At 69.4% G+C, this 18,751-nt stretch carries 15 protein-coding genes; 9 read left to right on the forward strand and 6 right to left on the reverse strand.

The window, feature by feature from the left end; genetic code table 11:
* Positions 1-31: 31 nt before the first annotated feature.
* The 3 genes from ACKTSN_RS10440 to ACKTSN_RS10450 are packed head-to-tail and all read right to left on the reverse strand — an operon-like array spanning position 32 to position 3,245.
* A complete protein-coding gene (locus ACKTSN_RS10440; protein WP_409468840.1) occupies positions 32-904 on the reverse strand; it encodes a carbohydrate ABC transporter permease in 873 nt (290 codons plus the stop codon).
* Positions 901-1,899: a carbohydrate ABC transporter permease gene (locus ACKTSN_RS10445; RefSeq protein WP_409468841.1), complete on the reverse strand. Its 999-nt coding sequence runs from the start codon at positions 1,897-1,899 to the stop codon at positions 901-903. Before ACKTSN_RS10445 ends, ACKTSN_RS10440 begins: the two co-directional genes overlap by 4 nt.
* Entirely contained in the window at positions 1,896-3,245 is a 1,350-nt protein-coding gene (locus tag ACKTSN_RS10450) for an extracellular solute-binding protein (RefSeq protein ID WP_409468842.1), read from the reverse strand. The genes ACKTSN_RS10445 and ACKTSN_RS10450 overlap by 4 nt, the downstream gene beginning before the upstream one ends.
* A 468-nt stretch (positions 3,246-3,713) precedes the next feature.
* Between ACKTSN_RS10450 and ACKTSN_RS10455 the strand changes: the two genes are divergently transcribed.
* From ACKTSN_RS10455 to ACKTSN_RS10485, 7 genes are all read left to right on the forward strand, one after another.
* The gene (locus ACKTSN_RS10455; RefSeq protein WP_409468843.1) at positions 3,714-4,727 is read left to right on the forward strand and encodes a hydroxyacid dehydrogenase; all 1,014 of its coding nucleotides are present in this window, start codon (positions 3,714-3,716) and stop codon (positions 4,725-4,727) included.
* A 124-nt stretch (positions 4,728-4,851) separates the two neighbouring features.
* Positions 4,852-5,940, forward strand: a complete 1,089-nt coding sequence (locus tag ACKTSN_RS10460) for a LacI family DNA-binding transcriptional regulator (protein ID WP_409468844.1) — start codon at positions 4,852-4,854, stop codon at positions 5,938-5,940.
* Positions 5,941-6,183: 243 nt separating this feature from the next.
* Positions 6,184-7,527 (forward strand): ABC transporter substrate-binding protein, encoded by a 1,344-nt coding sequence (locus tag ACKTSN_RS10465; RefSeq protein WP_409468845.1) that lies wholly within the window; start codon positions 6,184-6,186, stop codon positions 7,525-7,527.
* Between the two features lie 11 nt (positions 7,528-7,538).
* Positions 7,539-8,423: a carbohydrate ABC transporter permease gene (locus tag ACKTSN_RS10470; RefSeq protein WP_409468846.1), complete on the forward strand. Its 885-nt coding sequence runs from the start codon at positions 7,539-7,541 to the stop codon at positions 8,421-8,423.
* Positions 8,423-9,337: a carbohydrate ABC transporter permease gene (locus ACKTSN_RS10475; RefSeq protein ID WP_409468847.1), complete on the forward strand. Its 915-nt coding sequence runs from the start codon at positions 8,423-8,425 to the stop codon at positions 9,335-9,337. The genes ACKTSN_RS10470 and ACKTSN_RS10475 overlap by 1 nt, the downstream gene beginning before the upstream one ends.
* Entirely contained in the window at positions 9,334-10,917 is a 1,584-nt protein-coding gene (locus ACKTSN_RS10480) for a glycoside hydrolase family 43 protein (RefSeq protein WP_409468848.1), read from the forward strand. Before ACKTSN_RS10475 ends, ACKTSN_RS10480 begins: the two co-directional genes overlap by 4 nt.
* Before the next feature lie 165 nt (positions 10,918-11,082).
* Positions 11,083-12,126 (forward strand): LacI family DNA-binding transcriptional regulator, encoded by a 1,044-nt coding sequence (locus ACKTSN_RS10485; RefSeq protein WP_409468849.1) that lies wholly within the window; start codon positions 11,083-11,085, stop codon positions 12,124-12,126.
* A gap of 128 nt (positions 12,127-12,254) precedes the next feature.
* On the opposite strand, the gene ACKTSN_RS10490 is transcribed toward ACKTSN_RS10485, so the two are convergent.
* The 3 genes from ACKTSN_RS10490 to ACKTSN_RS10500 form a co-directional block, all read right to left on the reverse strand.
* The gene (locus ACKTSN_RS10490; RefSeq protein WP_409468850.1) at positions 12,255-13,550 is read right to left on the reverse strand and encodes a DUF6777 domain-containing protein; all 1,296 of its coding nucleotides are present in this window, start codon (positions 13,548-13,550) and stop codon (positions 12,255-12,257) included.
* 139 nt (positions 13,551-13,689) lie between these two features.
* Positions 13,690-15,726: a LuxR C-terminal-related transcriptional regulator gene (locus ACKTSN_RS10495; protein ID WP_409468851.1), complete on the reverse strand. Its 2,037-nt coding sequence runs from the start codon at positions 15,724-15,726 to the stop codon at positions 13,690-13,692.
* Between the two features lie 46 nt (positions 15,727-15,772).
* Positions 15,773-16,156 (reverse strand): hypothetical protein, encoded by a 384-nt coding sequence (locus tag ACKTSN_RS10500; RefSeq protein ID WP_409468852.1) that lies wholly within the window; start codon positions 16,154-16,156, stop codon positions 15,773-15,775.
* A gap of 677 nt (positions 16,157-16,833) precedes the next feature.
* Here ACKTSN_RS10500 and ACKTSN_RS10505 point away from each other — a divergent pair.
* Positions 16,834-17,505, forward strand: a complete 672-nt coding sequence (locus ACKTSN_RS10505; protein ID WP_409468853.1) for a hypothetical protein — start codon at positions 16,834-16,836, stop codon at positions 17,503-17,505.
* The gene (locus tag ACKTSN_RS10510) at positions 17,502-18,707 is read left to right on the forward strand and encodes a hypothetical protein (RefSeq protein WP_409468854.1); all 1,206 of its coding nucleotides are present in this window, start codon (positions 17,502-17,504) and stop codon (positions 18,705-18,707) included. The genes ACKTSN_RS10505 and ACKTSN_RS10510 overlap by 4 nt, the downstream gene beginning before the upstream one ends.
* Positions 18,708-18,751 lie beyond the last annotated feature (44 nt).

Raw genomic sequence — 18,751 nt, forward strand, 5'->3', positions numbered from 1 at the left:
CATTCCCTAAGAAAAGGCGGAGTTGAGAGGGCTACTTGAGACCGGAGGTGGACATCCCGGCGACGAAGCCGCGCTGGGCGACGAGGAAGATCAGCAGGATGGGGACGACGTACATCACGGAGGCCGCGGCCTGGAGTTCGGGGACGGGCGTCCCGCCTTCATTGACGTAGGTGGTCATCACGGCGACAGCGAGCGTGGTGCGGTCGGTGGACAGCAGCAGCTGCGGGGCGATGTAGTCGCCCCAGGTCCACGTGAAGGCGATGATGAAGCTCGCGGACAGCACGGGCCAGGACTGCGGCAGGAAGATCCGCCAGAAGATCGACGTGTACCCGCAGCCGTCGACGATCGCGGCCTCCTCCAGCTCGCGCGGCATGCCCGCGAAGAACTGCCGGAAGAGGAAGACGAGATACGGCGCCGCGGACAGGCCCCACAGCACCCACGGCCAGTACGTGTCGACCATGCCGACCTTGGCGAAGATCAGGTAGGTCGGCAACAGGGTGACCATCTGGGGCAGCATCATCGAGCCGAGCAGGATGCCGAACAGCACCTTCTTGCCGGGCGCGTCGAGCCGGGCGAAGCCGAAGCCGACCCAGGCCGAGCTCAAGGTGACGAGCGTGGCGTAGAGGAGGGCGATGATCAGGGAGTTGCGGGCGTAGCCGAGGAAGTCGATCTGGTTGAAGGCATCGGCGAAGTTGTGCCACTGGAAGACCTCGGGCAGCCAGTGCACGGGCGAGGCGGCCAGTTCGCCCTGGGTCTTCAGGCCGGAGAGGACCAGCCAGCCGAAGGGGCCGAGGAACAGCCCGGTGACGGAGACGAGGACCGTGTAGAGGACCAGGCGCTTGACACGCACCCGCACGCGCACATCGGTCGTCGATGACTTGGGCGGCACACTGGTGGCGGTCACTTCTTCGCCTCCGGGTCGACGTTGTAGAACACCGCGCCGGACGTGAACTTGAAGATGAGTCCGGTCACGACGAGGATCAGGACGAAGAGCACCCACAGCAGCGCGGAGGCGTAGCCGTAGCGGCCGAGCGCGAAGTACTGCGCGAACACGTGCATCATGTACAGGTAGTTGGACTGCGGGACCGTGGTGATACCGCTCGTGTCGCCGAGCGGTGCCAGCAGCAGCGGCATGATCGTCTGCACCGAGGCGATCATTCCGGTCACCGTCTGGAAGAGCAGGACGGGTGACAGCAGCGGCACGGTGATGCTGCGGAAGGTGCGCCAGGCGCCCGCCCCGTCGATGCGGGCGGCCTCGTGGAGTTCCCGGGGTACGTCCTGGAGGCCGGCCAGCGAAATGATCATGACGTTTCCGGCGCCCCAGAGCACCGTCATCAGCAGCACGTAACGGGCGTAGGGGTCGGCGAGCCAGCCCACGGCGTCGATACCGAAGATGGTCAGGACACCATTGGCGGCACCGGAGTTCTGGTCGAAGAGCAACTTGAAGGCGAGGCCCGCGCCCACCGGCGGCACCACGGCGGGCAGATACAGCAGGGTGCGGAACAGGCCGCGCGCCTTGATCGGCCGGTTGACCAGGACCGCGAGGGCCAGCCCCGCGATGATCGACAACGGCACCGAGGTCACGGCGAACAGGCCCGCGCGGCCGAGTGCGTCCCAGGTCACCGGATCGTTCAGCAGCTCGCGGTAGTTGCCGAGTCCGACGTAGCGCCAGTGGGGTGAGATGCCGTCGAACGTGGTGAAGCTCAGCCACAGCGCGTACACCATCGGCGCGATGGTCAGCAGCAGGAACCCGATGATCCAGGGCGAGGTGAACATGTAGAACGCCCGGTGCCTGCGCGCGGTCATGGAGATCCGCGGCCCGCCGGTGGCCGGTGCGCGTCCGGCGTGCGCGCCGGCGCCGGGCCGGTCCGCGACGGAGGAGATCTGGTCGACCGTCATCCCACTTGCTCCTTACCGCGCTTCATCTGCTCGTTGATGGCCGAGTTGAGGCGCCCGGCGAGGGTGTCGACGGAGATCTGGCCGTTCATCGCGGCGGGGGCGATCTGGTTGAAGAGGGCGTCGATCGCGTCCGCCCTGGTGTAGGGAGTGAAGGAGACGACCGAGAAATGCTTCAGCTCGTTGTTCTGTGCCTTCAGCACCCGCTTCTGGTAGTCCTCCTGGGCGGGCATCAGCGAACGCAGCGACTTCAAGGTGGGGATGCCCCAGCCGCCGGAGGCGCGCCCCTTGGCCGGATCCTCGCCGAAGAACCACTCGAAGACCCGCCATGCGGCGTCCTTGTTCTTCGCCCCGCGCGGCATCCACAGGCCGGTACCGCCCTGGCAGGCGCTGATCCGCTCGCCGCCCGCGAAGAACGGGGCGGGCGCCAGCCGGGACACCTCCGCCAGCTTCTTGTCGGGGTAGATCATGCCGCCCATCCAGTAGCCGGAGTTCGACATGGCCAGCCGCCCGGCCTGGTAGGTGGGGCCGTCCCAGCCGTTGGGGTCGGGCTGGATGAGGCTCGTCCCGACCTTGGTTTTGCAGTAGTCGATGTACCAGGCCAGGGCCTTGCGGGCCTCGGGCGTGGTGAAGTCGACCTGAGAGAAGTCGTCGTTGAAGAGGCTGCCGCCGGCGGACGCCGTCATGGTCGCCAGGAGCGTGGACCGGGTCAGCCCGTTGAAACTGCCGCCGAACACGGTGGTCTGGCCGTTCTTGCGCTGCACGAGGCGCTTGGCGTTGTCGAGCCACTCCTCGTACGTGACTGGCTCGGTCTCCGGGGGGTAGTCGACACCGGCCTTGTCGAAGGCGGCGGCGTTGTACCAGTACATGGAGTCCTGGGAGAAGTCCTTCGCCATGCCGTAGCGCGGGCCCCTGCCCTGGGTGCGGCCGTCAAACCGCCACAGGTCGTTGACAGGGTCCAGGTCGTCGAGTCTGAGGACGTTGCTCCGGGCGAAGTAGGGGTCCAGTTCCTCGGCCACGTCCCGCGCCGCGAAGAACGGCAGGTCCACCGCGCCGACGCCGCGCACCAGGTCGGGTGGGTTGCCGCTGGTGAGCATCGCGATCAGCTTGGTGATGTCGTACTTCACCAGGACGATCTTGATGCCGAGGTCCTTCTTGGCCTGCTGGACCTGCTCCGGGAGTATGTCGCCGGAGTTGACCATCACGGTGACGGTCTCTCCGGAGCCGCTGACTCCGGAGGACACCTGCATCGCACAACCGCTCAGCGCCGCCGCACCGGCCACGGCACCGCCGGCCGACAGGGCGAGAAACCGGCGGCGGCTGGGGGGAGCACCGGCGTGGGAAGGCATGGGGGCCTCACCTTCTGGTTCGGGGAGCACGGCACGGCCGGATCGCGGATCTGGCCGCAGTAACAAGTAGCAACCGGTTGCTATGACCGAGTGGCCAGAGCTTCGGCCCGTCCGGAGGGCGCGTCAAGAGTCCTCGCAGAAATTCGAAAGGTCCGCGAAACGCCGATGACACGCTTCATGAGGCCCGACGGTGAGCCTGAACTGGCCGCTGACCAGCGGGAATCCAGGACCGCCGCACGGGGCGTAAAACGGGGCGGCCGCCCCGGCAACCGGTTGTCGACAATCTCGCAGAGCGGACACGCCGGCCACCATCCCCCCTTCGCCACATCGGCGTCCGCGGCCCGCGACCCGAAAACTTTGCGGATCTTCCGCCCCATCCCGACGATTGACCCCCCGTCGACAGCGGATCTACGGTAGAAGACGCTTTCAGAAAATGTTTCCGACCACCCCTCGCTTCTCAGGAGAGCCATGCCCAGCGCCCAGCTGCCCAGGGCCGTGTTCGCCATGGATCCGGTGCATCTCCCGCTGCTCTTCCCCGAGCCCCTCGTGGCACGGCTGCAGCAGACGGCCGAGATCGACCCCACGCTCGTCGTACGGGACTTCACCGCCCCCGGCGCCGCAGCCCAGCTCGCCCGCGCCGACGTGCTGATCACCGGCTGGGGCTGCCCCCACCTCGACGAGGACACCCTCACCACGGCACCCGGCCTGCGCGCGGTCCTGCACGCCGCCGGCTCCGTCCGCTCGCTGGTCGGCGAGGCCCTGTGGAAGCGCGGCGTCACCGTCTCCAGCGCGGTCACCGGCAACGCCCTGCCGGTCGCGGAGTACACGCTCGCGATGATCCTGCTGGCCGGCAAGGACGCCTTCGCACACCGCGAGCGCTTCCGCGCCACGCACACCCACCCGACCCCCGCCGAGACCGCCGCCATCGGCAACGTCGGTCGCCGCGTGGGCGTCATCGGCGCCTCGCGCGTGGGCCGCAGACTCCTCGAGCTGCTGCACCCGTACGACTTCGAGGTCCTGCTCCACGACCCCTACGTGAACGCCACGGAGGCCGCCGCGCTCGGCACCCGGTCCGTCTCCCTGGAGGAGCTGCTGAGCAGCAGCGACATCGTCAGCCTGCACGCTCCCGACATCCCCGAGACCCAGCACATGCTGGACCGCGAACGCCTCGCCCTCATCCGCGACGGCGGCGTCCTCATCAACACCTCCCGGGGTGCCCTCGTCGACCACGACGCCCTCACCGACGAGCTGCTCTCCGGCCGCCTCAGCGCGGTTCTCGACGTCACCGAACCCGAGCCGCTGCCCGCCGAGTCGCCCCTCTACCAGCTCCCCAACGTCTTCCTCACCCCGCACATCGCAGGCTCGCTCGGCAACGAACTCGAGCGCCTCGGCCGCATCGTCGTGGAGGAACTGGAGCGCCTGGCCGCGGGCTTGCCCCTCGCCCACGAGGTGCGCCACGCGGACCTGCCCCGGGTCGCCTGACGCCCACCGCACGAGGGTTGTCCACAGGCGTCCTACCTGGAGGAACGATGGGATACGGTTTCCGCACCGGAGGCGAGCGCGCCCGCCCCGGTGTTCGGGTCACGACGGTGAAGGAGCCGCAACGGTGAGTCAGCGCAAGGCACCGGGCGACGCCGGCCGGGCGACGATCCGGGACGTGGCGGAACGCGCGGGCGTCTCCGTGGCGAGCGTGTCGCGCGTGCTGTCCGGCAACTACCCGGTCTCCGACGACCTGCGCCGCAAGGTGATGAAGGTCGTCCGGGACCTGGACTACGTGACCAACGCCCACGCCCGCTCCCTGGCCGGTGGCGGGACCCCTACGGTCGCGATCCTCATCAACAACATCACCGGCGCCGCCTTCGCCCATGTGGCCAAGGGCGTCGAGGGCGCGGCCACGCTGCGCGGCTGGCTCTCGCTGGTCGGCACCACGGGCGACGACCCGGAGCGGGAGCTGGCCCTGGTGAACCTCATGCGCCAGCAGGGCGTCGCCGCCGTCGTGCTGCTCGGCGGCGCCTACGACTACGACGAGTACCAGCTGCGCATGGCCCGCTTCGCCCGCTCCCTGGACGCGGCCGGCTCCCACCTCGTCCTGGTCGGCCGGCCGCCGCTGGAGGGCGACGTCCCGGCGACGACCGTCGACTACGACAACGAGTCCGGCGCCTACGCGATGGCCAGCCACCTGCTGTCCGCCGGCCACCGGGACATCCTCGTGCTGCCGGGTCACGCCGAACTGACCACCGCACAGGGCCGGTTGCGCGGCGCCGGGCGCGCCTTCGAGGCGTACGGCGTGCCGTTCGAGCCGGGCATGGTGCGGCACGGCCCGTACGACTACGAGCACGGCTACGAGGCCGTCGAGACGGCCCTGCGCGAGAAGGTGGACTTCACCGCCGTGCTCGCCGGCACCGACGTGGTCGCCGCGGGCGCCATGCAGGCGCTGCGCGCGGCCGGGCTGCGCGTGCCGGAGGACGTGTCGATCGTCGGCTACGACGACATCCCGCTGGCGTCCCAGCTCACCCCCCAACTGACCACCGTGCACGTGCCGTACGAGGAGATGGGCCGGGTCGCCCTGCGCGCGGTGGCCGACCGGCGCGAGGGCGGGGCAGGGCGGCGCAAGGGGGCCGACGGGGAGCATCTGGTGCTGGGCACCCATGTTGTCGTACGCCACTCGGTACAGCCGCCCCGCCGGCGCGGTTAGCCGCCCGACGGCCCGGACCTGTTTCCGTAAACGTTTTCCACGATTCCACCCAAACAAATTGCCGCAGACCTCTTGCTAGAGCCCGGGGCTAAGGCCTACCTTCCCAGCAACCGGTTTCTATCACTTCTGCCTGGCCGCCCCCGCCCGCCGAGCCGACGGTTTTCAGACCGCTCTCGCCGGCCAGTACCGAGCCGCCGCGTCCTCCCGTTGCGAGACGCCTACTTTCCGAAGGAACACGGTCAGATGAACATCACCAGCCCCCGGAGAAGGTTCACCCGCGCCGCAGTCGCGGGTGTCGCGCTCACCGGTCTGCTCGCCGCCTGCGGCGGCTCCGACTCCGACTCCGACTCCGGAGACTCCTCGGGTTCCGGCCCGGTGACCCTCCCCTTCTGGGGCTGGGCGAACGGCCAGGAGACGGTCGTCAAGGCGTTCAACGCCAGTCACAAGGACGTCAAGCTCAAGTACACGAAGGTCACCGACCAGCTGACCATGCAGAAGCAGCTGACCAACGCGGTCAAGGCGGGCAACGCGCCCTGCCTGGTGCAGAACACCGCCGAGTACGTGACCAGCTGGGTCGCGGAGGGCGCGCTCGCCGACATCACCCAGTACGTCGAGGGCGAGAAGGACAAGTTCAACCCCGGTTCGTGGGCGAGCGCCCAGGTACAGGGCAAGCTCTACGGCGTCCCGACCAGCTCGGCGCCCCAGTTCACCATCTACCGCACCGACATCTTCGAGAAGTACGGCCTGAAGCCCCCGGCGACCTGGGACGACTTCATCGCCGCGGGCAAGGAGCTGAAGAAGCACAACATCAAGATCACCAACTACGCCGGTGAGGACCCCAGCACCCTGGAGGTACTCGCCATGCAGGCCGGCGCGCACTGGTACGCCGTCGACGGCAACTCCTGGAAGGTGAACTTCCAGGACGAGGGCACCCTCAAGGCCGCCGAGGTGATCCAGGAGATCATCGACAACGACCTCAACTCCAAGCTCTCCTTCGCCGACTACGCCGCCGTCCAACGCAACTACGACAAGGGCGGCACCGCGACCCGGCAGATCTCCACCTGGCAGATGGCCGGCATGGTGCAGAACTTCACCGAGTCCTTCGGCGACTGGGCGCTCTCCCCCTGGCCGACGTTCAACGGCGAGGCGCCCAAGACGCCCGCCGGCACCAACCTCACCGGCAGCGTGACCCTGGTGACCGAGCAGTGCAAGCACCAGGAGCAGGCCGCCGAGGCGGCGCTGTGGATGTCGACCGACGCGGGCGCGGTCAAGACGATGGCGAGCCCGGAGACCGGCAACGGCGTGATGCCGGCCCTCGCCGACAGCGACGCCTACGTCGGCGAGTCGATCTCCGAGAAGCTGCTCGGCAAGAACTACGAGCCCGCGCAGAAGACCGTGACCGACAGCCTCGACACCGTCACCACCGACTGGACCTTCGGCCCGAACTGGACCGCCATGTTCACGGAGATGCAGGCCGGCTGGGCCAAGGTCGTCAACAAGGAACAGAAGGTCACCGACCTCCTGGCACACATGCAGGAGTGGACGGTCAAGGACCTGAAGTCCCGCGGTATCAGCGTCAAGGGCTGAGGCAGCTACCGATGATCCGCTCCCTGCGCTGGAAGGGCGCCGCCTTCACGGTGCCCTTCCAGCTCGGCTTCGTCTTCCTGTACCTGCTCCCGATCGGGTACGCGGTCCACCAGTCCCTGTTCACCGAACAGAGCTCGGGCCTCGGCCTGGGCGGCTCCACGGAGACGTTCTCCGGCCTCGACAACTACCGACAGGGCCTGACCGACTCCGCGTTCATGGGCTCCGTCCTGCGCGTGGTGCTGTTCGCGTGCGTACAGATCCCGGTGATGCTGCTGATCAGCCTGGTCCTGGCGCTGTTCCTGGACGCGCTCACGTCGCGCGCCGCCGGCCGCTTCCGGATCCTGCTGCTGGTGCCGTACATGATCCCGGGCGTGGTCGCGGCGCTCGTCTGGATCAACCTCTACAGCCCCGAGGTCGGCCCGCTGACCCCGCTGGGTGAGGCGCTCGGCTTCGACTGGAACTTCTTCGCCCCGTCCATGGTCTGGCCGTCCATCGGCAACCTGCTCACCTGGCACGGCATCGGCTACAACATGGTGATCATCTACGCCGCCCTGCAGGCCGTACCGCGCGAACTCTTCGAGGCGGCCCGCCTGGACGGAGCCTCCGAGCGCCGGATCGCGCTCAGCATCAAGGTGCCGTACGTGCGCGGCGCGCTCGTTCTGACCGGGATGCTCTCGATCATCCAGATGCTGCAGATCTTCAACGAGCCGGCGCTCTTCCGGAACGTCACCCCGCAGACGGTGAACGACAGCTTCACCCCGATCATGATCATCTACAACCAGGCGTTCAACGCCGGCAACTACCACTACGCCGCGGCCCTGTCGGTCCTCCTCGCCCTCATCCTCGGCGTCGCCTCCTTCCTGTTCTACCGGCTCACCTCGAGGGAGGCCGACTGATGGTGCTCACCGAGGACCGTACGAAGAAACCGCCCACGCGCACGGTTCGCCGCCTGGGCCACCCCGACCGCGCTGCCCGGTCACGGGGTGGGCAGCGCTTCCTTCTCATCGGCCTGGTCCTGGCCAGCGTCTACAGCCTGTTCCCGGTGTGGTGGCTGATCGTCGCCGCGACCAAGGACCGCACCGGCCTCTACCAGAGCAACGGCCTGTGGTTCTCCGGCTGGCACCTGTGGGACAACCTGGAGCAGCTCTTCACGTACGAGGACGGCATCTTCCTGCGCTGGACCGCCAACTCGCTGCTGTACGCGGGCGTCGGTTCCCTGGGCGGCACACTCGTCGCCCTCGCCACGGGTTATGGCCTGGCCCGATTCGACTTTCCCGGCCGCAAGTTGGTGTTCGCGTGCGTGGTGGGCTCGTTCCTGATCCCGATCGCCCTGCTGACCCTGCCGCTGTATCTGATGTTCTCGGAGATCGGCCTGGTCGACACCCCCTGGGCGATGCTGATCCCCTGCCTGATCAACCCGTTCAGTGTGTACCTGGCCAAGGTGTACACCGAGTCGACAGTCCCCTTCGAGCTGCTGGAGGCGGCCCGCATCGACGGCGCGGGCGAGCTGCGCATCTTCTTCAGCATCGTGCTGCGGATGATGACGACGGGCGGCGCGACGGTCTTCCTGCTCGCCTTCGTCAACACCTGGAACGCCTTCTTCCTCCCCCTCACCGTCCTGCGCGGCGAGGAGAACTGGACGCTGAACCTGGGCCTGTACAACTGGTCCGGCAAACGCCTGGAGTCGGGCGTCGACCTGACCAGCCTGGTCCTGACCGGCGCGCTGCTGTCCATCATCCCGATGGCGATCATGATGATCGCGATGCGCCGTTACTGGCGGACGGGCGTGACGCTGGGGGCGCTGAAGTGACCTTGCTGCACAACCCCGTCATCCGCGGCTTCGCCCCGGACCCGTCCATCGTCCGGGTGGACGACTGGTACTACGTGGCGACCAGTTCCTTCGAGTGGTTCCCGACGATCCCGATCCACCGGTCCCGGGACCTCGCGCACTGGGAGTACGCGGGCCATGTGCGGGGCGCCGTCCCCGACGACTCGCTGACCGGGGTGCCCGACTCGGGCGGAGTCTGGGCGCCGTCACTGAGCTGGGACGGCGACCGCTTCTGGGTGGTCTACTCCGTCGTACGCTCGGTGGGCACGCCGTACTTCGACCTGGACACGTACGTTACGACGGCCACCGACGTGGCCGGGAAGTGGTCGACCCCGCGGCGGGTCGCAAGCCATGGCTTCGATCCCGCCCTCTTCCACGAGGACGGCCGACTGTGGCTGCTCAACCTCCAGAACGACCACCGCCCCGGCGGCCGGCGTTTCGCCGGGATCGTGCTGACGGAGCTGGACCGGGAGACACTGGCCCCGGTCGGCGGCACTCACCTCCTGCTTCAGCAGGACCGGCTGATCGAGGGCCCGAAGGTGCTGCGGCGCGACGGCTGGTACTACCTCGTGCTGGCGGAGGGCGGCACCGGTTTCGAGCACGGCGTGCTGGTGGCGCGCAGCCGCGCCCTGACCGGCCCGTACGAACTCGACAGCCGACCCCTGCTGACCTCCCGGGACGACCCGGCTCTGCCGTTGCAGAAGGCGGGGCACGGCGAACTGGTGCAAACCCCGGACGGTGCCTGGCTGTTGAGCCATCTGACGGCACGCCCGCTGCGGACGCCGCACGGGCCGCGCTGCACGCTCGGCCGGGAGACGGCGATCCAGCGGGTGGTGTGGGACGCTGAGGGGTGGCCGAGGCTGGCCCACGGCGGGTGGCATCCAGCGGTCGAGGTGGACGTACCGACGCATTCCTCGGATCTCCAAGTCGTGGCTGATCCAGGGGAGTTGGAATGGCCGTGGAGCTCCCTGCGCGAGCACCCGGATCCCTCCTGGGCCGACATCACCAGCCGCCCCGGCTGGATCCGGCTGCGCGGCCGCCACGGTCCCGAGTCGCGGTGGGCGCAGAGTCTGCTCGCCCAGCGGATCACGGAGCACCGGGCCGAGGCGGAGGTCACGGTCGAGGCCCGGCCGCGCAGCTTCACGCAGGCCGCCGGGCTGGTCCTGCGGTACGACAGTGAGGCGTACCTCAGCCTCGACCTGACCTGGGTGGAACCGGAGGGCGAGCCGCAGCGCGGCCAGCAGTGGCGGGGCGGCGGCGGCCGGACGGTGCTCAGCCTCGTGGAGCGCGACGAGGAGGGCGCCCGGCAGGTGGCGGTCGTCGACGTGGAGGCGCCGGTGACGCTGGGTGTGACGATCGACGGCGCCGACGCTCGCTTCTGGTACGTACGGAACGGGGTCCCCACCCCGATCGGACCACCGCTCGACTTCAGCCGGCTGTCCGACGACCACGGTTCCCGGCTGCGTTTCACCGGCGCCATGGCCGGGATCCACGCCCGCGACCTCGTCGACGCGTCCTTCACTGCGGACTTCCAGGGCTTCCGGCTGACCTGCACGCCGTAGCAGGCGCAGGTCTTCGCAGTCCTGCGATTCCGGTGTCTTCACGTCTCCGTGCCGCACGCTTAGTGTAGGAAGCGCTTTCTATCCCGAGGTCGGTGTGCCGACCACGAAAGCAGTGCTGGTCGCGACTTTCGATGGCCCTCGGGCGGGCCGGAGGGGCGGTTTCCGATGGGCCGTACGGCAAGTGCGAGCGCTCCGGCCGGGCCGACGCTGGCGGTGGTGGCCCGTGAGGCGGGGGTGTCGGTGCCGACCGCGTCCAAGGTGGTCAACGGCCGCGAGGACGTGGCGCCCGAGACGCGCCGCCGGGTCACGGAGGCCCTGGACCGGCTCGGTTATGTGCGCAGACCGCGCTTCGACGCGGCGAAGGCGCCCCGCCTGGTCGACCTCGTCGTGCACTCGCTGGACAGCTCCTGGTCCGGTGCGGTGCTGCACGGCGTGGAGCAGGCGGCGCACGACGCCGGCCTGGACGTGGTCGTCTCGGCAGGCCTCGCCCGCAGCCGCTCCGGCCGCCCGGAGCGCGGCTGGCTGGACAAGCTCACCGCGCGCGGCTCGACGGGCGTGCTGTTCAACCTGGCCGAACTGACGGAGCCCCAGTACGCGTGGCTCGCACAGCACCGCATCCCCTTCGTGATGATCGACCCGGCGCACGAACCACCGCCCGGCGTGGTGTCGGTGGGCGCGGCGAACTGGCAGGGCGGGGTGACGGCGACCGAGCACCTGTTGTCCCTCGGCCACGAACGCATCGCCGTCATCGCCGGCCACCGCCGCACGATGTGCAGCAGCGCCAGGATCGCGGGCTACCGCTCGGCGCTCGCCTCGGCCGGGGTGCGGCACCGCCCGGAGTATGTGCGACACGCCGGGTTCGACGAGGCCGTCGCCCGCGGACGCATGCGCGAACTCCTCGACCTGCCCGAGCCGCCGACGGCCGTCGTCGTCTGCTCCGACCGTATGGCCCTGGGGGTGTACGACGCCATGGCCGAGCGGGGGTTGAGGATCCCGGACGACATCAGTGTGGTCGGTTTCGACGACCTGCCCGAGGCCCGCTGGGCCTCCCCTCCCCTGACCACGGTCCGCCAGCCCATCTCGGAAATGGCGGCCACGGCCCTGCGCCTGCTCGTCCGCATGATGGCCGGCGACCGCCCGGAGAGCACCCGCACGGAACTGTCGACCCGCCTGGTGGAACGGTCAAGCACGGCTCGGCTGCGCGGGTAGGGACTGTCCGGCGGATCATCCTCGTGCGAGGGCCCCGGCGCCGCTCCCCCGTAGGGCGGCGCCGGGGCTGGTCTCTCGTGCGACTCGCACGTGGCCGTCGGGCGGCGAGCGGGCGGTTGGAGCGAGGGCTACCCCGCGTCCGCCGTGCCGTCCGGTTCCTGGTTTCCGTCCCCGGCTCCCGGGTCGTCGGTCGGGTCGCCGGGCGCCTCCTCCGCGGCCGTCACGGTGACCGTGGCTCCCGGGGCCACACTGCTCCCGGCCGCCGGATCGGTCTGCTGGACGAGGGCGGTGGCGGACTGCGCGGAGTCCGGGCCGTACACGGGCATGAGTCCCAACGCCTCGAGCTCCGCGAACGCCTCCGGTACCGGTCGGCCGGCCAGGTCCGGGACCAGGACACCGTCCTCCGGGGACTGCGTGGAGTCCTCGGCGGCCACGTGCAGGGTCACGGTCGCCCCCTCGGCCGCCGTCCCCCCGCCGGCCGGCTCCTGACCGACCACCGTGCCGGACGCGGCACCGTCGGCCGGTACCTCAACCGTCTCGACCACGAAGCCCTCGTCCTCGAGCCGCCCGGTCGCCTCATCGAGCGAGCTGCCCAGCACATCCGGAACCATGACGTCCCCCGCCGTCTCGGCATCGGGGTCCGCGGGCAGTGCGGTGTCCTGGCCGCCGTCGGTACCGACCGGCCGCTCGATCCCCCGGTCCGGGGCGTCCACATCGACCAGGGCCACCTTCTCCAGCCCGGAGGAGTCCTCGGGCTGTTTGACCGTCACGACCTTGTCCTTGTCGTAGTCACCCTTCCAGGTCCTCGTCCGCCCCTTGCCGAAGTCCACCTCCACCTCGTCGATGCCGTGGTCCGGCGCCGCCAGCGGGTTGCCGCAGTTGCACTTCACGACCGGCCGTCCGAACAGGTCGATCAGTACGGCGATCCCCGCCTCCAGCAGTGCCTCGTAGGCAACGGCCTTGCCCTTGCGGTAGTTGTGGTTCTTGACCAGCGTGGGATTGCGCAGCACGACCGGGGTCAGATCATCGATGAACTTCTCGATCTGATCGACCTCGATGCGCTGCACCTTCGCCCAAGCCTTCGCCTTGTCGCTGTTGCCGGGGTCCTTGAGGAAGTCGACCAGTTGGTCCTTCAGGCAGGTGACCTTCTTGCGGGATCCGCCGTAAAGCCCCGGCGTGTTCCCGCTCTTGTCCCCGCCCGACAGCGCCTCCACGGCGCTCATGGCCAGGTCGGCCCCGAGCAGCACCTTGGAGAACGGCGAGGCGCCGACCACGCCCCGGCCCACAGCCATCACCTTCGACTTGGGGCCGGGGCACCCGGTCAGTACGGTGACCCCCAGCAGCATCGCCACCACCGCGGCGAGCCCACGGAACGCCGTGCGGCCGAAGCGTTCCCCCCGCGATCGGAATGTCGCGCCCATCATGTCCTTCCGGTCCCACCTGTCAGGCGACGACGAGTAGTTCGTGCCTGTGCGGGAGAGTCCTCCCGCCGACTCGAGGATCCGAGGCGGACCGGGCCGGCGCACGAGTAGTCGGCTACTCGCTTCGGTGCGTACGCACCTCTCAGGTGTCCGTACCCGCCGACGACAGGAAGGCGGCGAGATCACCGCGGCCCGCCACGCCCAACTTGCCGTAGATACGGTAGAGATGGCCCTCGACCGTGCGCACCGAGACGACGAGCCGCGCGGCAATGTCCCGGTTGCTCAGACCGTGCACCGCCATCATGGCGATCTCACGCTCCCGGTCGGTGAGCGGCAACGGCCGGGCGGCAGTGATCAGCGCGGGAGTCCGGGCACCCTCGCACTCCTCGGCCAGCCGGTGCGCCCGTGCGGCGGCGGCACGCGCCGCCGTGCGCCGGTCGGCGCGGCTGTGGACGGTGGCCGCCTGGGCGGCGGCGTCCGCGGCCGCCGCCAGATCCCCCATCTCCTCCAGGGCGGCGGAGGCTGCGAGCAGGGCATCGGCGTCGCCCGCAGCCAGCCCGGCGGCGTGGGCGGCGGCGACCGGTGCGCGCGGCCCGTCGACCTTCCCGGCCAGCGCGGCGAGCCGGGCGGCGGAGGTGCGGTCGCCGAAGCGCACGGCGGTGTGCAGCGCGTACATCGCGTACGCGACCTGGTCACGGTCGGCGGCGAGCGTCGCGGCATCGTGCGCGAGCCTGACCGCCTCGGTGACCGCGCCCTCGGCTGCGGACGTCCACGCCTGGGCGAGCACCAGGTCCGGCTCGAAGAAGACGGCGGCAGGATGGCGTTCGGTCTCCGTCCGGTCCAGTGCGTGACGGGCCGCGGCCGCGTCGCCCGTCATGGCAAGCGCCTGGACCAGGTTCACCAGGCAGCGGAACGCGAAGCCCTGGGTCTCCGTGGGAACCAGCCCGGCACGAGCCTCCCGGAACCGGCGTACCGCGGTGCGCAACTGCCCCCGGTACAGCGCCGCGTGCCCCGCCAGCGCCACAGCCATCAGCTGCATGGGCCCGTGCACGGCCCGGCTTGCCCGCAGCCGGGCGCGACCGAGTTCCTCGACCTCGTGCAGCCGGCCGGCCAGGCGCAGCCCGGTCATGTGGAGGTCGCACAGGCCGAGGGCGGGAGCGGCTGCGTCGAAGGACCGCGCGGCTGCGGCATATGCGCGCGGCGCGACGGAGCCGAGTCCGTCCGTACGGCCCATGGCGCCCAGGCCGCCGACGACGCCGAAGGACGCCAGGACGACCGCCAGGTCGGGCAGGTCCGCCCGGGCGAGCGCCGCCGCCCCGTCCTCCGCTCCTTCTCGTGGCCGTCCCTGGAAGACGTGGAAGGAGCCCCGCACAGCCGTCAGCACATCGAGGCAGAAGGGATCGCTGAGGCGACTGGTGGTCTCCTCCAGCACCGCTTCCGCCTCCGCCGGCCGGCCGGCGGTCCAGAACAGGTTGGCCGCACGCGGGACCGCCACCGCGAGGCGCTGCTGCTCGGTGGACGCGAGGCCGGCCAGCGCCGTCAACTCCGCGTCGGCCTCGTCGGCCCGGTTCAGCCATGACAGGGCGTGAGCCAGTGCCGACCTCGCCTCGAATCCGCCGGTTTCCGCCGCCGCCCGGGCCAGCCGCTCGGCGAGCGGGAGATCGAGCATCTGGATGGCGCGGTGCGCGGCATCGGTGAGCAGTGCGGCGTCCGGTTCCAGATCGGAATCCGCGGCGAGTACGGCCCGCCGCAAGGTGTCATCGACGCGCCGGCATCCGGTGGCGGCCAGCGCCGTCGCGATGGAACCCCGCAGTCTGCGCGCCGTGAGCTGCCCGAGGCGGGCGCGCTGCAGCTCGCCGTAGAGCGGGTGGGCGAGCCTCGCCTCGAGCCGCCGGCCGTCCCGCTCCACCTTCACCACTCCGGACGTCTCGGCCAGCTCCACCGCAGCGGGGTCGACGAGCCGGCCGAGCAGGGTGACGCCCAGGGGCTCGCTCAGGGCGACCAGCTTCAACGCCGCATCACGTTGCTCGAACAACACCTGGCCGACACAAGGGGCCAGCTCGATGAGCGGACCGAGGAACTCGATGCCGCGCGGGCGGCTAACCGGGAACTGACCCGGGAACTGAACCAGGCCCGATGACGCCAGCTGCGGCAGTGTTCGGGTGCCATTAACGAACATGTCACCAGCCCCAAATGGCGCCTGCCGACCCTGCTGACCTGCGGATTCAGGTGGTGGTACGGGCGGTCGCGTCCAGCTCGCAGAGGGCGTCGGAGTAGTACCGGCGGCGTTCGGCGATGAGCGCGGTGACATCGTCTTCGGTCACCTCCGGGATCTCGTGCAGATGCTGCAGCAGGTTGTCGCGCTGTTCGTGGCTGGAACCAGCGACGTGGGCGACGGTGCGGGCGGTTCCTCCCCCGGCGAGCAGCAGCCGGTGTGGGAGGCCGCACCAGGTGTCGAAGCTGGTGGTGATCGCCCGCCACAGGCGCCAGACGTCATCGGGCTGGCGGTGCTCGACGAGCAGGAGCGCGGCGACTTCGATGCTGTGGCTGAAGCCCCAACAGTGGTGGTGGGCCTGGTAGTCCCAGCTCAGACACAGGCCGCAAGGCAACCAGTGGGTAGCTTTCGCGGTGTCAGTCCGTGACGCACCGGTCGACCCGGGCGGGGACCAGTGGTTGCAGCACCCCGTTCTGGCGCTGCCCGGCCTTGATTCGGCTGGTGGGGTTGCAGAAGATGAAACCTGCCCGTTTGGCCCAGGCGAACAGCGGGCACAAGGCGACGAGTTGGTGATGACGGCTTCGGATTTTTGCGCGGACACCAATCGCAAAGTACCGCCGAGTAGCCAGGCGTAACGGGATCGATGGGTGATGGTGTCGCGTCGGAGACCGAGCGTCATCTGCCACGTCGTGCCTTTGAACGCGCGGGGCTCGGACGGCTGGGAAGATGACTCAGGGGGAGGTCAAGGTGGCTGCAGGTTTACCGGCTGCTGAGGGAGAGAACGGCGATGAGCATCCGGACCCGGTACCGGTACTTCCGGATGGCGGCGACGTAGTGCCCGCGAGCAATGTCGCCCGCCCGGATGTGGCCGGAGCCGGGTCCGGAAGTGACGACTCGTCGTCCACCTCGGATCCGGGCGATAGCGGCGGTGATCCCCCGACACCTGCACCCGACCAGGACGAGGCCGCGTCGGCAGGGGGCGGCGGACGCGTGGGCAGATGGCTGCGCACGGTTCCGGGACTGGCCGCGTCGACCATCGTTACCACAGTGTGTGCCGCTGCCGTCACAGCTGTGTTCACGGGAGCGCTGAACCTGTGGCCCGAGTCGTCGAAGGTCTCCCTGTCCGTGGAGACTGACCCACTGCGTATCGATGCCGAGGAGCAGGCCATGCAGCTCATTCCTGCCGGGCGATTCGACGGCAGCGAACCCGATGACGGGTGCGCGGGCTTCTGGAGCTGGGCGCGGGCCCGGGGAGGAGTGGACGGAGACCGCACCAGGATGCAGTTGACGGTGAGCAACAGCGGCTCGAGCATGCTTCTGATCACCGGCATGCGGGCCGAGGTAATCTCCCGCAGACCCGTCGCTCAGGTCGTCGAGGCCGGGTGCCGCACCCAGGGGGAGGCAGAGGTTTATTCGGTCAGCATCGACCTCGACAAGTCCCAGCCCTACGGCATGTACGACAAGGACGGCGCGAGCCGCCCGCCGGAGTTCACCGTGCCCGCCGGCGACCTGGAGACCTTCCTGGTCACGGCCGAGATCACCCACGGTGCTGCCCAGTGGAAACTCGCCGTCGATCTCGTGGAGGACGGTCACAAACGCACGGTCGTCATAGGGGACGACGGCGGAAGGCCCTTCACCACCGTGACCCGTCCCGACGCCATGCCTCTCTGGGAGTTGGATCCGAACGGAGGGGGCTGGCACAACCAAGGGACCTCCGCGAGCCAACAGAGCGGGACGTCATGAAGGCCGGGAGCGCGGGTTCCGAACGGGTCCCCGGGCGAGTGCTCGGCAAACGCACCGTGATCACGCTACTGGCCGTGGCGGTGACAGCTGGAGTGCTTATCCCGCTGATCGTCCTGCAGCTCGCGCAAGGAGCGTCCGATGGCCCTCCCGGTGACACCAGACTGCAGCAGCTGGCCGCTCCGCGTCTGCGCCCACTACCGCAGACCGTGGCAGGGGAACGGGTCATCTCGGTCGCAGCGGGCAACAACAGCATCGTCGTCTACGGAACCGAGGACGGCGGTATCTACGCCACGTCGGCGCACACTGGCCCACGACGGATCATCGACTTGGCCGGGCGGGTGGTGAAACTGGCCTTCGACTCACGTGGACGGTGGCTCGCGGCTGCCAGTTCCAGCAGCGAACTCGTCGTCGTCGACACCACCCACCCTGCTTCCCCCGTAATCCGCCGCCGCATCTGGACAAGCTCTCCCGTAGCCCGTGGCTTGGCGCCGGACCGGCTCGCCATCGATCCCACAGGAAGCCGCGTTGCCGCGCAGACGGACGCGATCGGCATCTACGACCTGCACGGCGACGCCTCCCCCCGTTGGCTGGACGAATTCGGCACCGACGGCATGGCTTTCGTTGGCACCGAGTTCATCGCGGCATCCGAGCAAGGCGTGAACATCTACAACGCGTCCACGCTGCGCATGGTCCGCCAAGTTCGGTTCCCCAGCACGGGAAGGGCTCTGATCGGCAACGGCCGCATCCTCTACACCACGCGGAGCCACGCCCTCCTGCTGGACCATCGCACAACCAGCCCGCTGTCGAACGCCTCGGCTGTTCCCGGGCAACCTTCCCCGAGGCTTGGTGGCATCATCGCCGACAAGACCATCAGCACCCAGCCCAGTCTCAGGCTCCAGCCGGTAGCCGACGACGGCCGCCTGGTGGCCGTCCTGCAGGTCCTGCACAACGCGCGTCTCATCTTCTGGGAGCCTGTTTCCCGCCGAACTCTGGCCACTGCCCCCTTCCGCGCTACCTGCCCGTCAACGACGAATCTTCCTAAACAGGTGCAATTCAGCACCTCGTTCTCTCCCGATCACAAGACCCTGCTGATAGCTCGCTTCTGCCCCCCGGCGAACAACGTGGACGATGACAGCGAGGAAGGCAGGCGCCTTTCGACCTACCAGTACTGGACGCTCGCCTATCCATCCCTGACCCAGTGAGTGGTCCGCGTTATGCAGGTAGTACGCGGCTTCTCGGGTCCAGG

Origin of the sequence: Streptomyces flavusporus, assembly GCF_046267975.1 — a bacterium.
GTDB lineage: Bacteria > Actinomycetota > Actinomycetes > Streptomycetales > Streptomycetaceae > Streptomyces > Streptomyces flavusporus.

Bases quoted from the DNA above. Each gene is read 5' to 3' on its own strand.
- ACKTSN_RS10450 (WP_409468842.1), bottom strand. From the start codon at position 3,245: ATGCCTTCCCACGCCGGTGCTCCCCCCAGCCGCCGCCGGTTTCTCGCC.
- ACKTSN_RS10475 (WP_409468847.1), top strand. From the start codon at position 8,423: ATGGTGCTCACCGAGGACCGTACGAAGAAACCGCCCACGCGCACGGTT.
- ACKTSN_RS10470 (WP_409468846.1), top strand. From the start codon at position 7,539: ATGATCCGCTCCCTGCGCTGGAAGGGCGCCGCCTTCACGGTGCCCTTC.
- ACKTSN_RS10490 (WP_409468850.1), bottom strand. From the start codon at position 13,550: ATGATGGGCGCGACATTCCGATCGCGGGGGGAACGCTTCGGCCGCACG.
- ACKTSN_RS10445 (WP_409468841.1), bottom strand. From the start codon at position 1,899: ATGACGGTCGACCAGATCTCCTCCGTCGCGGACCGGCCCGGCGCCGGC.
- ACKTSN_RS10455 (WP_409468843.1), top strand. From the start codon at position 3,714: ATGCCCAGCGCCCAGCTGCCCAGGGCCGTGTTCGCCATGGATCCGGTG.
- ACKTSN_RS10465 (WP_409468845.1), top strand. From the start codon at position 6,184: ATGAACATCACCAGCCCCCGGAGAAGGTTCACCCGCGCCGCAGTCGCG.
- ACKTSN_RS10495 (WP_409468851.1), bottom strand. From the start codon at position 15,726: ATGTTCGTTAATGGCACCCGAACACTGCCGCAGCTGGCGTCATCGGGC.
- ACKTSN_RS10485 (WP_409468849.1), top strand. From the start codon at position 11,083: ATGGGCCGTACGGCAAGTGCGAGCGCTCCGGCCGGGCCGACGCTGGCG.
- ACKTSN_RS10510 (WP_409468854.1), top strand. From the start codon at position 17,502: ATGAAGGCCGGGAGCGCGGGTTCCGAACGGGTCCCCGGGCGAGTGCTC.